The 16,941-nt window shown below is 75.7% G+C and carries 12 protein-coding genes; 9 read left to right on the top strand and 3 right to left on the bottom strand.

Going from position 1 to position 16,941, the window contains the following annotated elements; genetic code table 11:
* Positions 1–100 precede the first annotated feature (100 nt).
* Entirely contained in the window at positions 101–2,485 is a 2,385-nt protein-coding gene (malQ, locus tag GXW83_RS06870) for a 4-alpha-glucanotransferase (protein ID WP_225446814.1), read from the bottom strand.
* Between the two features lie 335 nt (positions 2,486–2,820).
* Positions 2,821–3,387, bottom strand: a complete 567-nt coding sequence (locus GXW83_RS06865) for an HNH endonuclease (RefSeq protein ID WP_182441983.1) — start codon at positions 3,385–3,387, stop codon at positions 2,821–2,823.
* A gap of 373 nt (positions 3,388–3,760) precedes the next feature.
* On the opposite strand from GXW83_RS06865, the gene GXW83_RS06860 reads away from it, so the two are divergent.
* The 4 genes from GXW83_RS06860 to GXW83_RS06845 all read left to right on the top strand — a co-directional run bounded on the left by GXW83_RS06860 (position 3,761) and on the right by GXW83_RS06845 (position 8,920).
* Entirely contained in the window at positions 3,761–4,816 is a 1,056-nt protein-coding gene (locus GXW83_RS06860; protein ID WP_182441982.1) for a mechanosensitive ion channel family protein, read from the top strand.
* 214 nt (positions 4,817–5,030) lie between these two features.
* Complete coding sequence (locus tag GXW83_RS06855) at positions 5,031–6,224, top strand: ROK family transcriptional regulator (protein WP_182441981.1); 1,194 nt, start codon at positions 5,031–5,033, stop codon at positions 6,222–6,224.
* A 234-nt stretch (positions 6,225–6,458) separates the two neighbouring features.
* Positions 6,459–7,814, top strand: coding sequence for a 6-phospho-beta-glucosidase (locus GXW83_RS06850; RefSeq protein ID WP_182441980.1), 1,356 nt, complete (start codon positions 6,459–6,461; stop codon positions 7,812–7,814).
* A complete protein-coding gene (locus GXW83_RS06845) occupies positions 7,805–8,920 on the top strand; it encodes an N-acetylglucosamine kinase (RefSeq protein ID WP_182441979.1) in 1,116 nt (371 codons plus the stop codon). Before GXW83_RS06850 ends, GXW83_RS06845 begins: the two co-directional genes overlap by 10 nt.
* 94 nt (positions 8,921–9,014) lie before the next feature.
* On the opposite strand, the gene GXW83_RS06840 is transcribed toward GXW83_RS06845, so the two are convergent.
* Positions 9,015–9,389, bottom strand: coding sequence for a cupin domain-containing protein (locus GXW83_RS06840; protein WP_182447141.1), 375 nt, complete (start codon positions 9,387–9,389; stop codon positions 9,015–9,017).
* A 116-nt stretch (positions 9,390–9,505) separates the two neighbouring features.
* On the opposite strand from GXW83_RS06840, the gene GXW83_RS06835 reads away from it, so the two are divergent.
* The 5 genes from GXW83_RS06835 (at position 9,506) to GXW83_RS06815 (ending at position 16,938) form a co-directional block, all read left to right on the top strand.
* Positions 9,506–9,955, top strand: a complete 450-nt coding sequence (locus GXW83_RS06835) for a MarR family winged helix-turn-helix transcriptional regulator (protein ID WP_182441978.1) — start codon at positions 9,506–9,508, stop codon at positions 9,953–9,955.
* 157 nt (positions 9,956–10,112) lie between these two features.
* On the top strand, positions 10,113–11,591 hold the full coding sequence (locus tag GXW83_RS06830) for a hypothetical protein (protein WP_182441977.1): 1,479 nt from the start codon (positions 10,113–10,115) through the stop codon (positions 11,589–11,591).
* A gap of 68 nt (positions 11,592–11,659) precedes the next feature.
* Positions 11,660–12,670, top strand: coding sequence for a glutamate ABC transporter substrate-binding protein (locus GXW83_RS06825; protein WP_225446813.1), 1,011 nt, complete (start codon positions 11,660–11,662; stop codon positions 12,668–12,670).
* A 177-nt stretch (positions 12,671–12,847) separates the two neighbouring features.
* Positions 12,848–14,248 (top strand): hypothetical protein, encoded by a 1,401-nt coding sequence (locus GXW83_RS06820; RefSeq protein ID WP_225446812.1) that lies wholly within the window; start codon positions 12,848–12,850, stop codon positions 14,246–14,248.
* A gap of 14 nt (positions 14,249–14,262) precedes the next feature.
* Positions 14,263–16,938: a serine/threonine-protein kinase gene (locus GXW83_RS06815; protein WP_225446811.1), complete on the top strand. Its 2,676-nt coding sequence runs from the start codon at positions 14,263–14,265 to the stop codon at positions 16,936–16,938.
* Positions 16,939–16,941: the final 3 nt, after the last annotated feature.

Here is a 16,941-nt window from a genome sequence, read left to right as displayed (position 1 = left end):
CCGGTCCGCAGCCCTGCGCGGCGGGGTGGCCCCTTTGGGTGGCCCTTTACTTTCCACCGGCCCGGTGGGCGGGGTGCGGGCGCGGCTCGTGCGGGCGGTTTTACCGGGCTCGGTCGGCCCGGGGGGCACTGTCGGGCCCGGGAGTGGGCTCGGGGACGGCGGGGACGGGTGTCGCGGGGGCGGGGCTGGACGGGCCCGGGTCGGCCGGGGCCGGGGTGTGGGCGGGGAGGGCGTTCATGAGGGCGGTGAGGGCGGCGGTGCGAGGGGATCGCGTCAGCTGGTCGAAGCTGACCGGGCGGCCTTGGGCGTCGGCGATCGGGAGCCGCCAGTTGGGGTACTCGGTGGAGGTGCCCGGGAGGTTCTGCGGGCGGGGGTCGCCCAGCGCGTCCGGCAGCCACACGCCGACCAGCTTCGCCGGCGTGCGCAGCAGGTAGCGGTGCAGGGCGGCGAACGCCTCGGGCAGGGCGTCCGCACCGGTCGGACCGGCCGCCTCCTCCGGGCCGTTCACGTCGGCGGCCGGGCCCTCGCCGTACGGGGAGACCGACAGCAGCCCCTCGCGGGCCAGCTCGCCCAGCCACTCCTCGCGGTCCGCGTCGGCGTCGGCCTGCTCCTCCGCCAGCGGGCGGCTGAGCAGCCCCAGCCGGTGCCGCAGGTCGACGTGCTCGCCGCTGAGCCGGGCGGCGGTGCTGGGCAGGTCGTGCGTGGTGAGCGTGGCCAGGCACTGCTCGCGCCAGCGCTCCGGCGGCAGCGGTCCGCCCTTGCCCTCGCCGTAGTCGCGTTCGAACCAGAGCACGGACGTCCCCAGGATGCCGCGTTCGGCCAGGTCCTCGCGGACGCCGGGCTCGACCGTGCCCAGGTCCTCGCCGATGACGGCGGTCCCGGCGCGGTGCGCCTCCAGTGCGAGCACGCCCAGCATCGCCTCGTGGTCGTACCTGACGTACGCGCCCTCGGTCGGCGGGCGGCCCTCCGGCACCCACCACAGCCGGAACAGGCCCATCACATGGTCGATCCGCAGCGCGCCCGCGTGCCGCATCGCGCCGCGCAGCAGGTCAGCGTAGGGGGCGTAGCCGGCGGCGGCCAGGGCGTCCGGGCGCCACGGCGGCAGGCCCCAGTCCTGGCCGTGCGAGGTGAAGGCGTCCGGCGGGGCGCCGACGGAGATGCCGGCCGCCAGGAATCCCTGGAGCGCCCAGGCGTCCGCGCCCTCGGGGTGGACGCCCACGGCCAGGTCGTGGACCAGGCCGACGGCCATGCCCGCGCCGCGCGCGGCGTCCCCGGCGGCGGCGAGCTGGTCGTCCACCAGCCAGGCCAGCCAGCGGTGGAACTCGACCCGCTCGCGGACGCCCGGGCTGTCGGCGGTCTGCCGGACGGCGGCGCTGCCCGGGTCGCGCAGCCCCTCCGGCCAGCTGCGCCAGGCCGGGCCGTGGATCTCGGCCAGCGCGCACCAGGTGGCGTAGTCGTCCAGCGGGCGGCCCTCGCGGTGCAGGAACGCGCGGTACGCGGCCTCCCGGCCGGGGCTGCGGGGGACGGCGTGCAGCAGGCCGAGGGCCTCGTGCTTCAGCGCCCACACCGCGTCCCGGTCGATCAGCCCGTCGTGCCGGAGCACCTCCTCGCGCAGCCGGGCCGCGCGCCCGGCCAGCCCGGCCACCTGCTCGCGGGCGGCGGGGGCCAGATAGGGGAATTCCGGCACGGCCTCGATCCGCAGGTGCACCGGGTCGGCGAAGCGGCGCGAGGAGGGCCGGTACGGCGAGGGGTCGGCCGGGTGCCCGCCCTCGCCGGGACGCCCCGCATGCAGCGGGTTGACCTGGACGAAGTCGGCGCCGTGGGCGTGGCCGGCCCACTGGGCCAGGTCGGCCAGGTCGCCGAGGTCGCCCATGCCCCAGGAGCGCCGGGACAGCACCGAGTACAGCTGGGCGAGGAAGCCCCAGCCGCGCCCGTCCGGGCAGGGCACCCGGGCCGGGGCGACGATCAGCGGGGCGGCCGAGGCGCGGTCGCGCTGCCGGGCGCAGAGGGTGTGCCGTCCGACCGGCAGGTCCTGCGGCAGCCGCCCGCCGACGACGCTGCGCACCGCCCCGGCGGGCCCGTCGTCGTGCCGGGAGGCGTCGTGTCGGGAGCCGTCGTGCCGGGAGCCGTCGTGCCCGGAGCGGGACGCGTCGGGGTGTTCCAGTTCGATCCAGACCTCCGCCGAGGAGGGCACGCCGTGGCGCGCGCCGAGGTCCAGCGGGCGGCCGGTGCGGGTGACCAGGCAGCGCGGCAGCAGCCGGGCGGCCTCGGTGTGGCGGTGCCGCTCCAGGGCGTCCCGGGCGGCCTGCTCGGTGGAGGCGTCGGCGCCCAGCGCGGCCAGCACCGCGACCAGCGTGCCGGTCGGCACCTCGACCGGTCCCTGCGGGGAGTCCGTGGCGGTGTCGATGCCGTGGGCCCGCGCCAGCTCCCTGATCGCGTCGGAGGCGAGGTGCTGGGAGGCGGACGGGCGGGCTGCTGTGGCCACGGGAAGGCTCCTCGGCGCTGCGGCGCGGCTGGACGCGGACGGGCGGTGCTCCTGACCCGACGTGCCTCCTACCCGCACCCGGGGGGTTCCGACACCGGCCGTTGGAGTGATCGTCCGCAGGGCTCCTCCGGGCGCCGCCTTCGAGAGCACTGCTCTCGTTTCAGTGCACCGGACATGGACCGGACATGAAACGGCGCTCTTGGACGAGAGCACTGCTCTCGGATCCGCAGCGGCCGCCGCCGACTGACAGCGCGGCGCCCCCCGGGCCCGCTGGTGCGGGGCGGAGGGCGTCGTCGTCAGCAGTGCCGCGGGGTGGTGCGGTGCCGCACGGGCTCTCAGGCGCTGAGTTCGGTCGGGGCCTCCCACGGCGGCCCGTCCGGGGCGGCGTGGGACACCTCCTCCCGGGAGCCGTAGGGCTCCAGGTAGGGACGCCAGCGGGGGTCGCGGTGCCCGGTCCCGATGATCCGCCAGGCGAGGCCGGACGGCGGGGCGGGCGGTCGCTTCATCCGCCAGCCGAGGTCGGCCAGGTGGCGGTCGGCCTTGACGTGGTTGCAGCGGCGGCAGGCCGCCACCACGTTGTCCCACCGGTGCTGGCCGCCCCTGCTGCGCGGCACCACGTGGTCGACGCTGGTTGCGACGCCACCGCAGTACACGCACCGGCCACCGTCGCGCGCGAACAGCGCTCGCCGGGTCAGCGGAACGGGACCACGAAAAGGAACCCGCACGAAGCGGGTCAGTCGGACGACGGACGGCGCCGAGACGGCGCTGGTGGCGCTATGCATCAGTACCCCGGAGTCCTCAAGGCTGACTGCCTTCTTGTCGAGGACCAGAACGAGGGCGCGGCGCATCGAGACGACGCCGAGTGGCTCGTACGACGCGTTGAGGACCAGGACATGCGGCACGATGGCCTCCCTTTCCGCCGACGGCGCGTGGCTCGCGCCGGGACGAGCACTCCGTCCGGGTGGACGGTGTGCCGGTCACGCATGATTCTTCGGTTGTCCGGCCGGGGGCGCCCGCTCTGGTAGCAGGCCCCCGGGCGATCTCCCCACCAGTGTCGCCTCAGGATTCCCCGCCGCGCCACCATTCCAGGAGAACAGGGGCGGCGGTGTGTGCTGCCCCACACCAGTCATGCCCAGGATCTTGCCCGTATGCACGTACGGCCCCGGCCCCGCGCACGTCCGGCGCACGTCGGGCCGGTTGCGCGGCCCTCCCGGGGCCGTCCGGTGGACGCCTGTGCGAGCCGTCCGACACCTCCTCCCTGGGTACGATGCGCTGATGGCAACGCAGAATCCCACCGCTCCGCCGACCTTGACGGACGCCACTCAGACCGCAGGCCAGGCCGTCAGCTACCTGGACAGCCACTGGCAGGGCTGGGTGACCGGCGGGTTCCAGATCGTCTTCATCACCGTGGTCGCGCTGGTGATCCGGGCCACGGTCCGGCAGCTGATCAGCCGAATGGTGAGCCGGATGGCCCACGGCGGCCGCCGGGAGCACCCCGGTCCGCTGCTGAGCAACCTGCTGGAGAACGCCGAGCGGCGCAAGCAGCGCTCCCAGGCGATGGGCTCGGTCCTGCGCAGCGTCGCCTCGTTCGCCATCATGAGCACCGCCGCGCTGACCGCGCTGTCGGTGCTGGGCATCAACCTGGCGCCGCTGCTGGCCAGCGCCGGCGTGGCGGGCGTGGCCATCGGCTTCGGCGCGCGCAACCTGGTGACCGACTTCCTCTCCGGGGTGTTCATGATCCTGGAGGACCAGTACGGCGTGGGCGACCAGATCGACACCGGGGTGGCCGTCGGGACGGTGCTGGAGGTCGGCCTGCGGGTGACCAAACTGCGCGGGGCCAACGGCGAGATCTGGTACATCCGCAACGGCGAGGTGAAGCGGATCGCCAACCTGAGCCAGGGCTGGGCGACGGCGGCGGTCGAGGTGCCGGTCGGCTACCACGAGGACCTGGACAAGGTGGAGCGGCTGATCCTGGACGCGGCCGAGGAGATGGCCAAGGAGGAGCCCTGGAGCGAGCAGCTCTGGGAGCCGGTGCAGGTGCTGGGCGTGGACACGCTGTCGGCCGACTCGGTGCTGGTGCAGGTGTCGGCGAAGACCATGCCGGGCAAGGCCCAGCCGGTGGCGCGGGAGCTGCGGCGGCGGATCAAGCTGGTGCTGGACCAGGCCGGGATCCAGGTGGGCACGGCCTCGCTGCCCTCGCCCCGGGCCAAGGCCTCCGACGTGGCGGAGATCAACGCGCCCTCGGTGCTCGCCGATCCGATGTCCGCGCAGTCGCGCGCCACGGCGGCCATACCGCCGCAGGACGAGCCGGTCACGACCGTCAAGCGCTAGGCCCGCGCGCCGCCGTCCAGGTGACCGGTCCCCGGCCGGTCGCCCCCGCCCTGGTCGCCCCCGCCTGGTCGCCCCCGCCCGGGCACTCGCGCGGCACGGCCGTTCACGCAATCCTGTTGGTCCGTTCCATTGACAGTGTCCCCGCCCGGCCCGTACGTTCCTGTTCATAAGTTAGGAAGGTTTCCTAACAGTGACTCCAGGAGGAGCGAGGCAGATGACCAGCGGCCCCGGGGGCACGGTTCAACCAGGCACCCCCAGCCTCCTGCGCGCCATCAACGACCGCGCCGCCCTGGAGCTGCTGCTGGACCGCGGACCGCTCTCACGCAGCCAGCTCGGCGCGCTCACCGGACTGTCCAAGCCCACCGCCTCGCAACTGCTGGCCCGACTGGAGAGCGCCGGCCTGGTCGTCCCGGTCGGCACCACCGCCGGACGCCCGGGGCCCGGGGCGCAGCTGTACGAGATCAACCCGGAGGCCGCCTTCGTCGCCGGGCTGGACGTCAACGCCTCCCGGATCAGGATCGCCGTCGCCGACATCACCGGCACCGTCGTCGCCGAGCACCGGGTGGACACCCCGGGCCGGCAGGCGACCGGCACCGCCGAGCGGGTCCGCGAGGCGGTGGACGCCACCGTCGCCGTCGTCGGCCTGGAGCGGCGCATCCTGCGCCAGGTCGTGATCGGCACCCCGGGCGCGCTGGACCCGGGCACCGGCAAGCTCCGCTATGCGCCGCACCTCCCCGGCTGGCACTCCCCCAGGCTGCTGGAGGAGCTCACCGAGCACCTGGGCGTACCGGTCGCGGTGGAGAACGACGTCAACCTCGCCGCCATCGCCGAGCAGCGCCTGGGCGCGGCCAAGGGCGTCGCCGACTTCGTGCTGCTGTGGATCGAGGACGGCGTGGGCGCGGCTGTGGTGTTGGCCGGACGGCTGCACCGCGGGCACACCGGCGGCGCGGGCGAGGTCGGCTACATGCCGCTGCCGGGCGCGCCGCTGATCCGCAACGTCCGCCGGGAGAACTCCGGCGGGTTCCAGCAGCTCACCGGGGCGCCCGCGGTGCTGGCCCTGGCCCGGGAGCACGGTATCAGCGCCCGGTCCGCGCCGGAGGCGGTGACCGCCGCCGTGGCCGCGGCCCGGGCCGGGGACGCCACCGTCCTGACCGGGCTGGCCCGGCGGATCGCCACCGGGCTGGCCGCGATCGTCGCGGTGGTCGACCCGGAGCTGGTGCTGCTCAGCGGGGACATCCCGCTGGCCGGCGGCGAGGACCTGCGCGCCCTGGTGCAGGACGAGTTGACGGGCCTGGCGGTGCCGCGCCCCCGGCTCGCACTGAGCACCGTGCAGGGCTCCCCGGTGGTCGCCGGGGCCCTGCAGACCGCGCTGGAGACGGCCCGGGAGAGCGTCTTCACCACCTCCTAGCCGCCCGGCGCACGCGTACGCCCCCGCATCCCCGCCGTCCGCAACGAAGCTGACGACGGGTCATATTCCTTGCCATGGACGGACGTCGGCCCAGGCCGTCGGTCCGCCGACCTTCGACGCCCGTGCGCGTGAACGCCGTCGCCGCGCACCGGCACCGCCATGCCCACACGTACCGCACCGAACGCCTTCGGCCGCTCCCGCGCGAAGGCACGACACGACAGGGGTCACGGGCCGATGAGCCGCACCACCACCTCCGCCACCTCCACCAGTGCCGCCACCACCAGCGCTGCCGCGTCCACCCGGGCGCTCAAGCTCGTCGTGGTCGGCGGCGGCTCCACCTACACGCCGGAGCTGATCGACGGTTTCGCCCGGCTCCGCGACACCCTCCCGATCAGCGAACTCGTGCTGGTGGACCCGGCCGAGGACCGGCTCGCCCTGGTCGGCGGCCTGGCCCGGCGGATCTTCGCCAAGCAGGGCCACCCGGGGACGATCACCACCAGCACCGACCTGGACTCCTCGGTCGAGGGCGCCGACGCGGTGCTGCTGCAACTGCGCGTCGGCGGCCAGGATGCCCGCAACCAGGACGAGACCTGGCCGCTGGAGTGCGGCTGCGTCGGCCAGGAGACCACCGGCGCGGGCGGGTTGGCCAAAGCGCTGCGCACCGTCCCGGTGGTGCTGGACATCGCCGAGCGGGTGCGCCGGGCCAATCCGGACGCCTGGATCGTGGACTTCACCAACCCGGTCGGCATCGTCACCCGCGCGCTGCAGACCGCCGGGCACCGGGCCGTCGGGCTGTGCAACGTCGCCATCGGCTTCCAGCGGAAGTTCGCCGGGCTGCTCGGGGTGGTCCCGGAGCGCATCCGGCTGGACCACGTCGGCCTGAACCACCTGACCTGGGAGCGCGGCGTCCACCTGCTGGACTCCCCCGGCTCGGCCACCGGCCGGGACGTGCTGCCGGAGCTGCTGGAGAACTTCGGCCCGGCCATCGCCGAGGACCTGGAGCTGCCGCTGGGCCTGGTCCGGGAGCTGGGCACCGTCCCCTCCTACTACCTGCGCTACTTCTACCAGCACGACCGGGTGGTGGAGGAGCTGCGGACCAAGGGCTCGCGGGCGTCGGCCGTGGCCGCCATCGAGCGGCAGCTGCTGGAGATGTACGGCGACCCGTCGCTGGACGAGAAGCCGGAGCTGCTGGCCCAGCGCGGCGGCGCGTACTACTCCGAGGCCGCCGTCAACCTGGTCGCCTCGCTGCTGGGCACCGGCTCGGCGGCCGGGGACGTCCAGGTCGTCAACGTCGCCAACCGGGGGACGCTGCCGTTCCTGCCGGACGACGCGGTGATCGAGGTCCCGGCGCGGGTGGACGCCACCGGTGCGGCGCCGCTGCCCGTGCCGCCGGTCGAGCCGCTGTACGCCGGGCTGATCGCGCACGTCACCGGCTACGAGCAGCTGGCCCTGGAGGCGGCCCTGCACGGCGGGCGCAGGCGGGTGTTCCGGGCGCTGCTGGCGCACCCGCTGGTCGGCCAGATCGACCTCGCCGAGCAGCTGACCGACCGTCTGCTCGACCACAACCGGGAGCACCTGGCATGGGCGTGACCGGAACGCAGACCCACCCCGCGCACCTGCACGCCCCGCCCCGCGGAGGGCCGCTGGACTCCGGCAGCGCCGGGGCCCCCGGCCAGGAGCTGGTGCCCGGGGTGCTGGCCGTCGACGGCGGCAACAGCAAGACCGACGTGGCCCTGGTCGGCGCCGGGGGGCAGGTGCTCGGCACCGCGCGCGGCGGCGGCTTCGTGCCGCAGCGCGTCGGCACCGAAGCCGCCGTGGCCGGGCTGGCGCCACTGGTCGCGCAGGCCGCCGCGCAGGCCGGGATCGACCTCGCGGCCTGCACCGGACCGCTGGTCACGCACGTCTCGGCGTGCCTGGCCGGGGCCGACATGCCGGTCGAAGAGCAGCAGTTGCAGGAGGCGATCGCCGCTTACGGCTGGGCCCGGACGGTGTCCGTCGCCAATGACACGTTCGCGCTGCTGCGCTCGGGCACGGACGCGCCGCGCGGGGTCGCGGTGGTCTGCGGCGCGGGCATCAACTGCGTCGGGCTGCTCCCGGACGGGCGCACCGCACGCTTCCCGGCCCTCGGTGCCCTCACCGGGGACTGGGGCGGCGGCGGCGGACTGGCCACCTCGGTCATGTTCGCCGCCACCCGGGCGGAGGACGGGCGCGGACCGCACACCGCGCTCGCCTCCGCCGCGGCCGGGCACTTCGGGCTGCCCAGCGTCGACGCGGTGGCGCAGGCGGTGCACCTGGGCTCGCTGCCGGAGTCCCGGCTGCACGAGCTCGTGCCGGTGCTGTTCGCCACCGCCGAGGCGGGCGATCCGGTCGCGCGGGAGCTGGTGGCGCGGCAGGCCGACGAGATCGCCGCGATGGCGCTGGTGGCGCTGCGCCGACTGGACCTGCTGGACGCCCCGGCGGACGTGGTGCTCGGCGGCGGGGTGCTGGCATCCCGGCGGCCGCTGCTGCTGGACGGCGTCACGGCCCGGCTGGCGGCGGACGCCCCGCAGGCGGTGCCGCGGGTGGTGGACACCCCGCCGGTGGTGGGCGCGGCCCTGTTGGGGCTGGACTACCTGGCGGCGGCCGGGCACGGCAGCGCGCCCGGCGCGCAGGAGCGCCTGCGCGCCTCGTACCCGCGCGGGGCGGGTACCGCCTGAGGAGGCGGCGCGCCCCCGGCGGCCCGGGTCGGACGACACGTCCGCCCGGGCCGCACCCGCGCCCGCGCCGGGGCGCCCTCGGGCGCTGGGCGGCTCAGGCGGCCCAGGGCGGGGCCATCAGGCTGCCGTCGGCGAGGGTGGCGGTGAGCCCGGTTCCGGTGCTGACCCAGGCGCTGGCGGGGTGCGCGCCGGTGTTGTCGATGGCGAACCGGGCCCCGGCCGGGACGATGCCGGTGTCCCCGGCGGACAGCTCGGCGACGTCACCGTCCACGCTGAAGCGCAGGCTGCCGGAGAGGACGTACAGCACCTCCTCCCGGCTGACGGTGTGCGGGACGCCGATGGTCCCGGCCGGGATCTCGACGCGCCAGGCGCAGAGCTCGCTGCTGCCCTGGGCGGTGTTGGCGTAGGAGACGAAGCGGACGCCGTGGACCTCGTGGGTCACGGCGTCGGCGCTGCGGACGAACGGCATGGCGGACTCCCTCGGATAATTGGACAAGCTGCTTGTCCTCCTGAGAACAGTCAAGCCGCTTGCCTTTTTATAGTCAAGTCGCTTGTCCTTTGCCCGGGGGCTGGGAGACTGGGCCCATGGACACCTCCGCCGACGCCCGCGCCCTGCCCGCCCTGCTGCTCGCCCTGTCCGGCGAACTCGTCGCCGGCATCCAGGCCGGGGGCGCGGCGCGCGGCTTCGACGACGTGCGCCCCGCCCACGGCTTCGCCTTCGCCCGGCTGGCCCCCGACGGTGCGACCGTCGGCGAGCTGGCCGAGCACCTGGGCGTGACCAAGCAGGCCGCGAGCCAGCTGGTCGAGGAGCTGGTCCGCAAGGGCTACGTGGAGCGCCACCCCCATCCGTCCGACGCCCGGGCCCGGCTGGTGGTCCTCACCGAGCGCGGCTGGGCCTGCACCCGCGCCGCCGACGACGCCGCCGCCGACACCGTCCGGCCCTGGATCGACGCCCTGGGCGAGGAGCGCTTCCACAGCCTGTGCGCGGACCTCGCCCGGCTCGCGCCGCGCGGGCCGATCCGCCCGAACTGGTGAACCGGCCGGTCGGCGCGCCCCCTGGCACACAGCTCCCGCTGGTCACAGCTGTACGACGAAATCTCAAGATCGACGCAACTCCCGTGTGGATGTCCGAGGGGGCGGCCATACTTCTGCCGAAGAAGTCGGGGCGGGTCGGGGGAGAGGGGCAGGCGCCATGACGACGCCGGGAGAGAGCGGCGGCGCGGGCCGGGGCCCGGCGCATCCGCCCGCACCACGGGGGGCAGCGGCGGGCGGGAGCACGCCCGCGGCCGGACCGGTGGCGACGCTCGCGCAGCGCCCGGCCCCGGCGCGCACCGGAGCGCGCACGCCCGCGCCCCCGGCGTCGCCCGCCCGGGCGCGCACCGGCGCCCGGCTGCGGCGCGCGATCGGCACGCCGCCCCGGCGGCTGTGGTCGGCGGGGTCGCTGCTGGCCCTGCTGGCCGTGGTGTTCGGGGTGCTCACCTACGTCCAGGTGGTGCAGCGGTCGGACGCGGCGACCAGCGTGGTCGAGCACAGCCAGCCGCTCAGCGACGACGCCGCGCAGATCTTCCGCACCCTGGCCGACGCCGACACCACCGCCGCCACCGGCTTCCTCCAGGCCGGGCACGAGACCGCGGCCGTCCGCAACCAGTACACCAGCGACATCCGGACCGCCTCCACGCTGCTGGCGCAGGCCGCCGCCAGCGCCTCCGCGGCCGACCCCGGGCAGCGGCAGATCCAGCAGCTGAGCTCGCAACTCCCGAGCTACACCGATCTGGTGGGCGTGGCAGGGGCGGACGACCGGGTGGGCTACCCGCTCGGCGGCGCCTACCTGCGCTACGCCTCCGGCCAGATGCAGACCACCATGCTCGCCGAGGCGCAGACGCTCTACCAGGTGGAGACCGCCCGGCTGCACCAGGACTACGGCAGCGCCCGCTCGCTGCCCTGGGCCGCCCTGGGCCTCGGACTGGTGGTGCTGCTGGCGCTGGTCCGGGCGCAGATACGCCTCTACCGGGCCACCAACCGGGTGTTCAACGTGGGCCTGGTGCTGGCGTCCGCCTCGGTGGTGCTGGCCCTGGTCTGGCTGGCCGCCGCGCAGAGCCTGGCGGCGTCCGCGCTCGGCCAGAGCGACGCCCGGGGCTCGGCGCCGCTCCAGGTGCTCAACGAGGCGCAGATCAAGGCGCTCCAGTGCCGGGGCGCGGAGAACCTCAACCTGGTGGCCCGCGGCTCGACCGACATCTACGAGACCTCCTGGTCCACCGTCAGCGCCCAACTGGCCGGTCCCACCGGCTATCTGCACACTGCGGCGGCGATGACCTCGGCCGACGGCAGCGTGCAGCAGGAGGTCGGGGCCGCCCAGGCCGACTTCGCCACCTGGCAGCAGCGGCACGACACCGCCCTGAGGGCCAACGACAACGGCGACTACGACACCGCCGTCGCCGACACCATCGGCACGCCCGGCGGCGCCTCCGCGCAGACCACCGACGCCGCCTTCACCCGGCTCGACGCCAGCCTCAACGCGGCCATCGCGCACGAGCGGACCAACTTCGACCACCTGGCCTCGCAGGGCCGCGGCGACACCTCCGGCCTGGCGGCGGGCGCACTGGCGCTGACCGTGCTGGCCGCCTTCGCCGCGCTGTGGGGCGTCAGCCGCCGTACAGCGGAGTACCGGTGAGCGCGCCGGGCCCGGAGCGCGGGCCGAACGACGCGCCAGGACACATGCCAGCACACGGGGGTGGGACAGTGACCGACGACCGGACGACCGGCCACGCGCGCACGGGCCTCTCCGGCCGGGTGCGGATCGCGGTACTGGCGGCGGGGGCGCTGCTGCTCGGCACGGTGGCGCTGCCCAGCGGCTCGGCGGCCCCGGCCCCGGCCGCCGTCGTCGCCCGCGCGGCCACGGGCAGCGCTGCGGCCGGCGCCGACAGCGCCGTCGAGAGCGCCGACAGCAGTTCGTGCACCCCGGACAGTCAGAACGTCAGCCTCACCCCGAGCACCGACGACTCCGGCCCGGACGTGCAGCGGATCATCCGGCGCGGCAAGCTGATCGCCGGCATCGACACCAACAGCTACCTGTGGGGCTTCCGCGACCCCTCCACCGGGCAGCTCGCGGGCTTCGACATCGACCTGGTGCACGCCCTGGCCAAGGCCATCCTGGGCGACGCCGACGCCGTGGAGTTCCTCTCCGTGCCGACCGCCGACCGGATATCGGCCCTGCAGAGCGGCGAGGTCGACGTGGTCGTGCGGACGATGACCATCACCTGCGCCCGTGAGCAGCAGGTCGCCTTCTCCTCGCCGTACTTCGACGCCGGGCAGGAGGTGCTGGTGCCCGTGTCGTCCACCGTCACCGGCTACAACGCGACGCTCAAGGGCAAGCGGGTCTGCGCCGCCACCGGCTCCACCGCGCTCCAGTTCCTCCAGTCCGACAGCCACGGCTCGACCGTCGTCCAGGTCGAGAACCAGCTCGACTGCCTGGTCCTGATGCAGTTGGGCACGGTCGACGCGACCATCACCGACAACGCCCTGGGCGCCGGGCAGGTGGCCCAGGACCCGACCGTGCACCTGGTCGGCGGGCTGATCGACAGCGAGACCTACGGCGTGGCGATGAAGCTCGGCGAGAGCGACCTGGTCCGCCGGGTCAACGCGGTGCTGGACAGCTTCCGCGCCGACCAGTGGAACGCCGAGTACCAGAAGTGGCTGCAGTCCGCGATGGGCTCCTCCGGCGGACCGCCGACGGTGAGCTACGCGGGGTGACCGGATGACGGAACGACAGGACGAGCGGTCGGCGCGGTGAGGAGCGCGCCGGGAGCGGGGCGGGGCGGGGCGGCCGGACTGCCCAGCGGGTCACGGGTCTGACAGTCTGGCTACCGGCAGACGCGACCACAGCCGGTGGACGGCACGACGGGGGCGGGGCGAGCGAATGGCAGAGCAATGGCGTTGACGGGGCCGGGCGGCTCGGTGATGACCCGGGAGGAGGTCGACCGCGCGCTGGCACGGCTCAGTGCCGAGCGCGAGGCCGTCGAGGCCTCCCTGCTCGCGCTCCAGGACCACCCGGGCTGCCGGCTGCTCGACGGCGCCGCGCTGTCCGGCCGCACCCTGGAACGCTGGAGCCAGGCCGAGCCCGGCCTCGGCCGACTGTGGGCCATGTTCGACACCTACACCGAGGCGCTGGCCGCCGCCCGCGCCGTCCGCTCCCGCCGCTCCCGGCCCAACCAGGCCGAGCTGGTCGAGCTGACGGACCTGCTGCGCGGCACCGGCGTCACGGTCTCGGCGGGCCGCAGCGGCGGGCTGAGCCTGACCGGCGGCGCCCGGCTGAGCGAGCAGGTCAGCCTGAACGAGCTGGTCGAGCGGATGAACGCCTGGTACGGCCGGATCATCGAGGTGGCCTCGGCCGCCGACGCGGTCTGGTCGGCGCTGCCCGCCCGGATCGACCTGCTGCTGACCGAGCTCGGCCGGGTCCGGGCCCTCGCCCGCTCGGTCGGCGTCCACCCCGGCGAGCACCCGGCCGGGGACGCGCTGGAGGAGATGGGCCGGGAGCTGGCGTCGCTGCGCGCCGAGGTCGTCGCCGACCCGCTGGCGTTCTGGACGCCCCGGCCCGGCGGCGACCAGGGCTCCCCGGCCGGGGGCCGCGCGGGCAGCGTGGACACCGGCCGCTACGACCGCTCCGCGCGCGCGCTGGACGACCTGCGGCTGGAGCTGCAGGACCTGCTGCGGCTGCGGGACGACGCCGACGAGCGGCTGGAGGGCGTCGGCGACCTGCTGGCCCGGGCGGACGCCACGCTGGCGGAGTCCCGCCGGGCGCGCGGCGAGGTGCTGGCGAAGATAGCCGCCACCGAGGTCCCGGCGGTGCCGGGCCCGGCCAGCGCGCTGCGCGAACGCCTCTCCCAGGCCGACCAGTTGCGGCGGCACGGGCAGTGGCACCGGCTCGGCCCGCTGCTGGACACGCTGGAGGGCGCGGCCCAGCGCGAACTGCTGCGCGCCCGCGAGTCGTTGACGGCGGTGACCGCGCCGCTGGCGCTGCGGGCCGAGCTCCGCGGGCGGCTGGACGCCTACAGGGCGATGGCGGCGCGGCTGGGCGTCTCGGAGGACCCGGAGCTGATCGAGCACTACGACCAGGCCCGCCGGATGCTCTGGAGCGCGCCCTGCGACCTGCGGGCGGCGGAGCACGCGGTGCAGCGCTACCAGCAGGCGCTGCGGCAGGGCCGCGCGGCGGACCGGACGGCGGAGCCCGGCCCCGCGCCCGGGCCCGGCGGGGGCACCGGCCACGGCGGGCACGGGCACGGGCACGACCGACAGAACCGGCCGGTGGACGGCCGACCGTACGGGGTTTGAGGGGGATGACAGCCATGACCGGCACACCGTGCGCGCGGCCGGACTGCACCGGCCAGGGGGTGATCGACGCCGACGGCTACTGCACCGAGTGCGGACTGGCCCCGGCGCCCGCCGCCGCCCGACCGGCCGCCGCCGCCCAGCCGCCCGCCGCCTCCCGGCCGGCCACGGCTCCGGCTGCGGCCCCCGCCGGGCCGGTGCCGCTGTCGGCCGCCACCGGGCCGGGCTCGGCCTGCCTGCGGCCGGACTGCACCGGCCAGGGGGTGATCGACGCCGACGGCTACTGCACCGAGTGCGGACTGGCCCCGGCGCCCGCCGCCGTGCCGGGCGCCCGCAGCGGCTCGGGCCTGTCCGCGCCCACCGGCCCGTACGACCCGGGCGGTTCGGCGCGTTCGGGCAGTGCCCGCAACGGCTCCTCCCGCTCGCTGTCGGGGCGCTCCCGGGCGTCCCGGGGCACTTCGGGGCGGACCTCGGTGTCGGTGCGCAGCAGCCGCAGCGGCAGCAGCCAGTCCAGCCGGGGGCGGCTGGGCGCGGGCCTGGTGACCGTCCCGCCGATCCCCGGCCACGACCCGCGCAGCGTGGTGCAGCAGCGCCCGGAGGTGCCGGAGCGCAAGCGCTACTGCAGCAGGTGCGAGGCGCCGGTGGGGCGTGCCCGCAACGGCAACCCGGGGCGTCCGGAGGGCTTCTGCAGCACCTGCGGCACCGAGTACTCGTTCTCGCCGAAGCTGTTCGCCGGGGACGTCGTCGGCGGCCAGTACGAGGTGGTGGGCTGCCTGGCGCACGGCGGCCTGGGCTGGATCTACCTGGGCATCGACCGTCGGGTGAACGACAAGTGGGTGGTGCTGAAGGGCCTGCTGGACACCGGCGACGCGGAGGCGCTGGAGGTGGCCATCGCCGAGCGGCGCTACCTGGCCGAGGTGGACCACCCCAACATCGTCCGCATCATCAACTTCGTCGAGCACCCCGACCTGCGCAAGGGCGGCACCGACGGCTACATCGTGATGGAGTACGTCGGCGGCAAGTCGCTGAAGGACATCGCCGACGCCCGCCGCGCGCCGGACGGCCGACGCGAGCCGCTGGCCGTGGAGCAGGCCATCGCCTACGCGCTGGAGGCCCTGCCCGCGTTGGGCTACCTGCACAGCCGGGGGCTGATCTACTGCGACTTCAAGCTGGACAACGTGATCCAGTCCGAGGACCAGCTGAAGATCATCGACATGGGCGCGGTCCGCCGCCAGGACGACGACGGCCCGATCTACGGCACCATCGGCTACCAGGCGCCGGAGATCGCCACCGACGGCGTCTCCCCCGCGTCCGACCTGTACACCGTGGCCCGCTCGCTGGCCGTGCTCACCTTCGACTTCCAGGGCTACGCCACGGTCTACCGGCACAGCCTGCCGGGCCCGGAGGACGTCGAGGTCTTCGCCCGGTACGAGTCCTTCTACCGGCTGCTGGTCCGGGCCACCGATCCCGATCCGGGCAAGCGGTTCTCCTCGGCGCAGGAGATGGCGGACCAGCTCACCGGCGTGCTGCGGGAGATCCTGGCGCTCCAGGACGAGGCGCCCCGCCCGGCGCTGTCCACCCTGTTCGGGCCGGAGCTGCGGGTGGTGGACACCGAGCTGGTGGGCCCGGCAGCCTTCGACGCCCCGGCCGCCGCGCGCGGCGACAGCCGGCGTCGGCGCGGCCGGACGGCGACAGCGGCCGAGCCCGCCGAGCGGACCACCCGGCCCGGCGCCGTGCCCGCGGTGGTGCGGCTGGCCACCCGTCAGGCGGCGCTGGCGCTGCCCGTCCCGCGGACCGACCCGGACGACCCCAACGCCGGGTTCCTGGCAGCGCTGATGGCCACCGCCCCCGCCGACGTGCTGTCCGCGCTGCGCTCCGCGCCGGTGAACTCGGTGGAGCTGCGGCTGCGCGAGCTGCGGGCGCTGATCGAGCTGGGCGACCTGCCCGCGGTGGACGCCGCCCGGGCCGCGCTGTCGGCGGACCACCCGGACGACTGGCGGGTCGTCTGGTACCGGGGCCTGGCCGCGATGGCGGCCTCCGGCACGCCCGGCGGCCCCGAGCCCCGGGCGGCGGCGCAGGCGGCGGCCGAGGCGTTCGACGCCGTCTACGACGCCTTTCCCGGCGAGGCCGCGCCCAAGCTGGCGCTGGCCATCTGCGCCGAGACGCTGGGCGAGCGCGGGGACGCCGCCGAGTTCTACCGGCTGGTCTGGACGACCGACCGGGCCTATGTCAGCGCGGCCTTCGGCCTGGCCCGGGTGCGGCTGGCCGCCGGTGACCGGGCCGGGGCGGTGCACGCGCTGGAGTCGGTCCCGGAGACCTCCAACCACTACGTGGCCGCGCGGGTCGCCGCCGTCCGGGCGCGGCTGCGCGGGCGGGCCGACGACGAGCCGCTCCGCGCCGACCTGGACGCCTGCTCGACCCAGCTCGCCGGGCTGGGCCTGGACGCCCGGCGGCGCGAGGAGCTGTCGGCGGAGGTCCTGGGCAAGGCCCTGGGCTGGGTGGTGTCCGGGCGTCCGGACGGCGCGGCCGGGGCCGGGCCGATCCTGCTGCTGGGGCATCCGGCGCAGGAGCGGGAACTGCGGTTCGCGCTGGAACAGTCGTACCGAGTACTGGCGCGTCTCGCGGAGCAGCCCGAGAAGCGCATCGAGTGGGTGGATCGGGCGAACCGGACCCGGCCCAGGACGTGGGTGTAGGCG

The sequence above is a fragment of the Streptacidiphilus sp. PB12-B1b genome, assembly GCF_014084125.1.
Classification (GTDB): domain Bacteria; phylum Actinomycetota; class Actinomycetes; order Streptomycetales; family Streptomycetaceae; genus Streptacidiphilus.
Note: the sequence above shows the minus strand (reverse complement) of the source record. Positions and strands in the feature narration are given on the sequence as shown.

Excerpts from the sequence above, each read along its gene's own strand:
- GXW83_RS06860 (WP_182441982.1), top strand. The coding sequence starts at position 3,761 with ATGGCAACGCAGAATCCCACCGCTCCGCCGACCTTGACGGACGCCACT.
- GXW83_RS06855 (WP_182441981.1), top strand. The coding sequence starts at position 5,031 with ATGACCAGCGGCCCCGGGGGCACGGTTCAACCAGGCACCCCCAGCCTC.
- GXW83_RS06850 (WP_182441980.1), top strand. The coding sequence starts at position 6,459 with ATGAGCCGCACCACCACCTCCGCCACCTCCACCAGTGCCGCCACCACC.
- GXW83_RS06845 (WP_182441979.1), top strand. The coding sequence starts at position 7,805 with ATGGGCGTGACCGGAACGCAGACCCACCCCGCGCACCTGCACGCCCCG.
- GXW83_RS06840 (WP_182447141.1), bottom strand. The coding sequence starts at position 9,389 with ATGCCGTTCGTCCGCAGCGCCGACGCCGTGACCCACGAGGTCCACGGC.
- GXW83_RS06835 (WP_182441978.1), top strand. The coding sequence starts at position 9,506 with ATGGACACCTCCGCCGACGCCCGCGCCCTGCCCGCCCTGCTGCTCGCC.
- GXW83_RS06830 (WP_182441977.1), top strand. The coding sequence starts at position 10,113 with ATGACGACGCCGGGAGAGAGCGGCGGCGCGGGCCGGGGCCCGGCGCAT.
- GXW83_RS06820 (WP_225446812.1), top strand. The coding sequence starts at position 12,848 with ATGGCGTTGACGGGGCCGGGCGGCTCGGTGATGACCCGGGAGGAGGTC.
- GXW83_RS06815 (WP_225446811.1), top strand. The coding sequence starts at position 14,263 with ATGACCGGCACACCGTGCGCGCGGCCGGACTGCACCGGCCAGGGGGTG.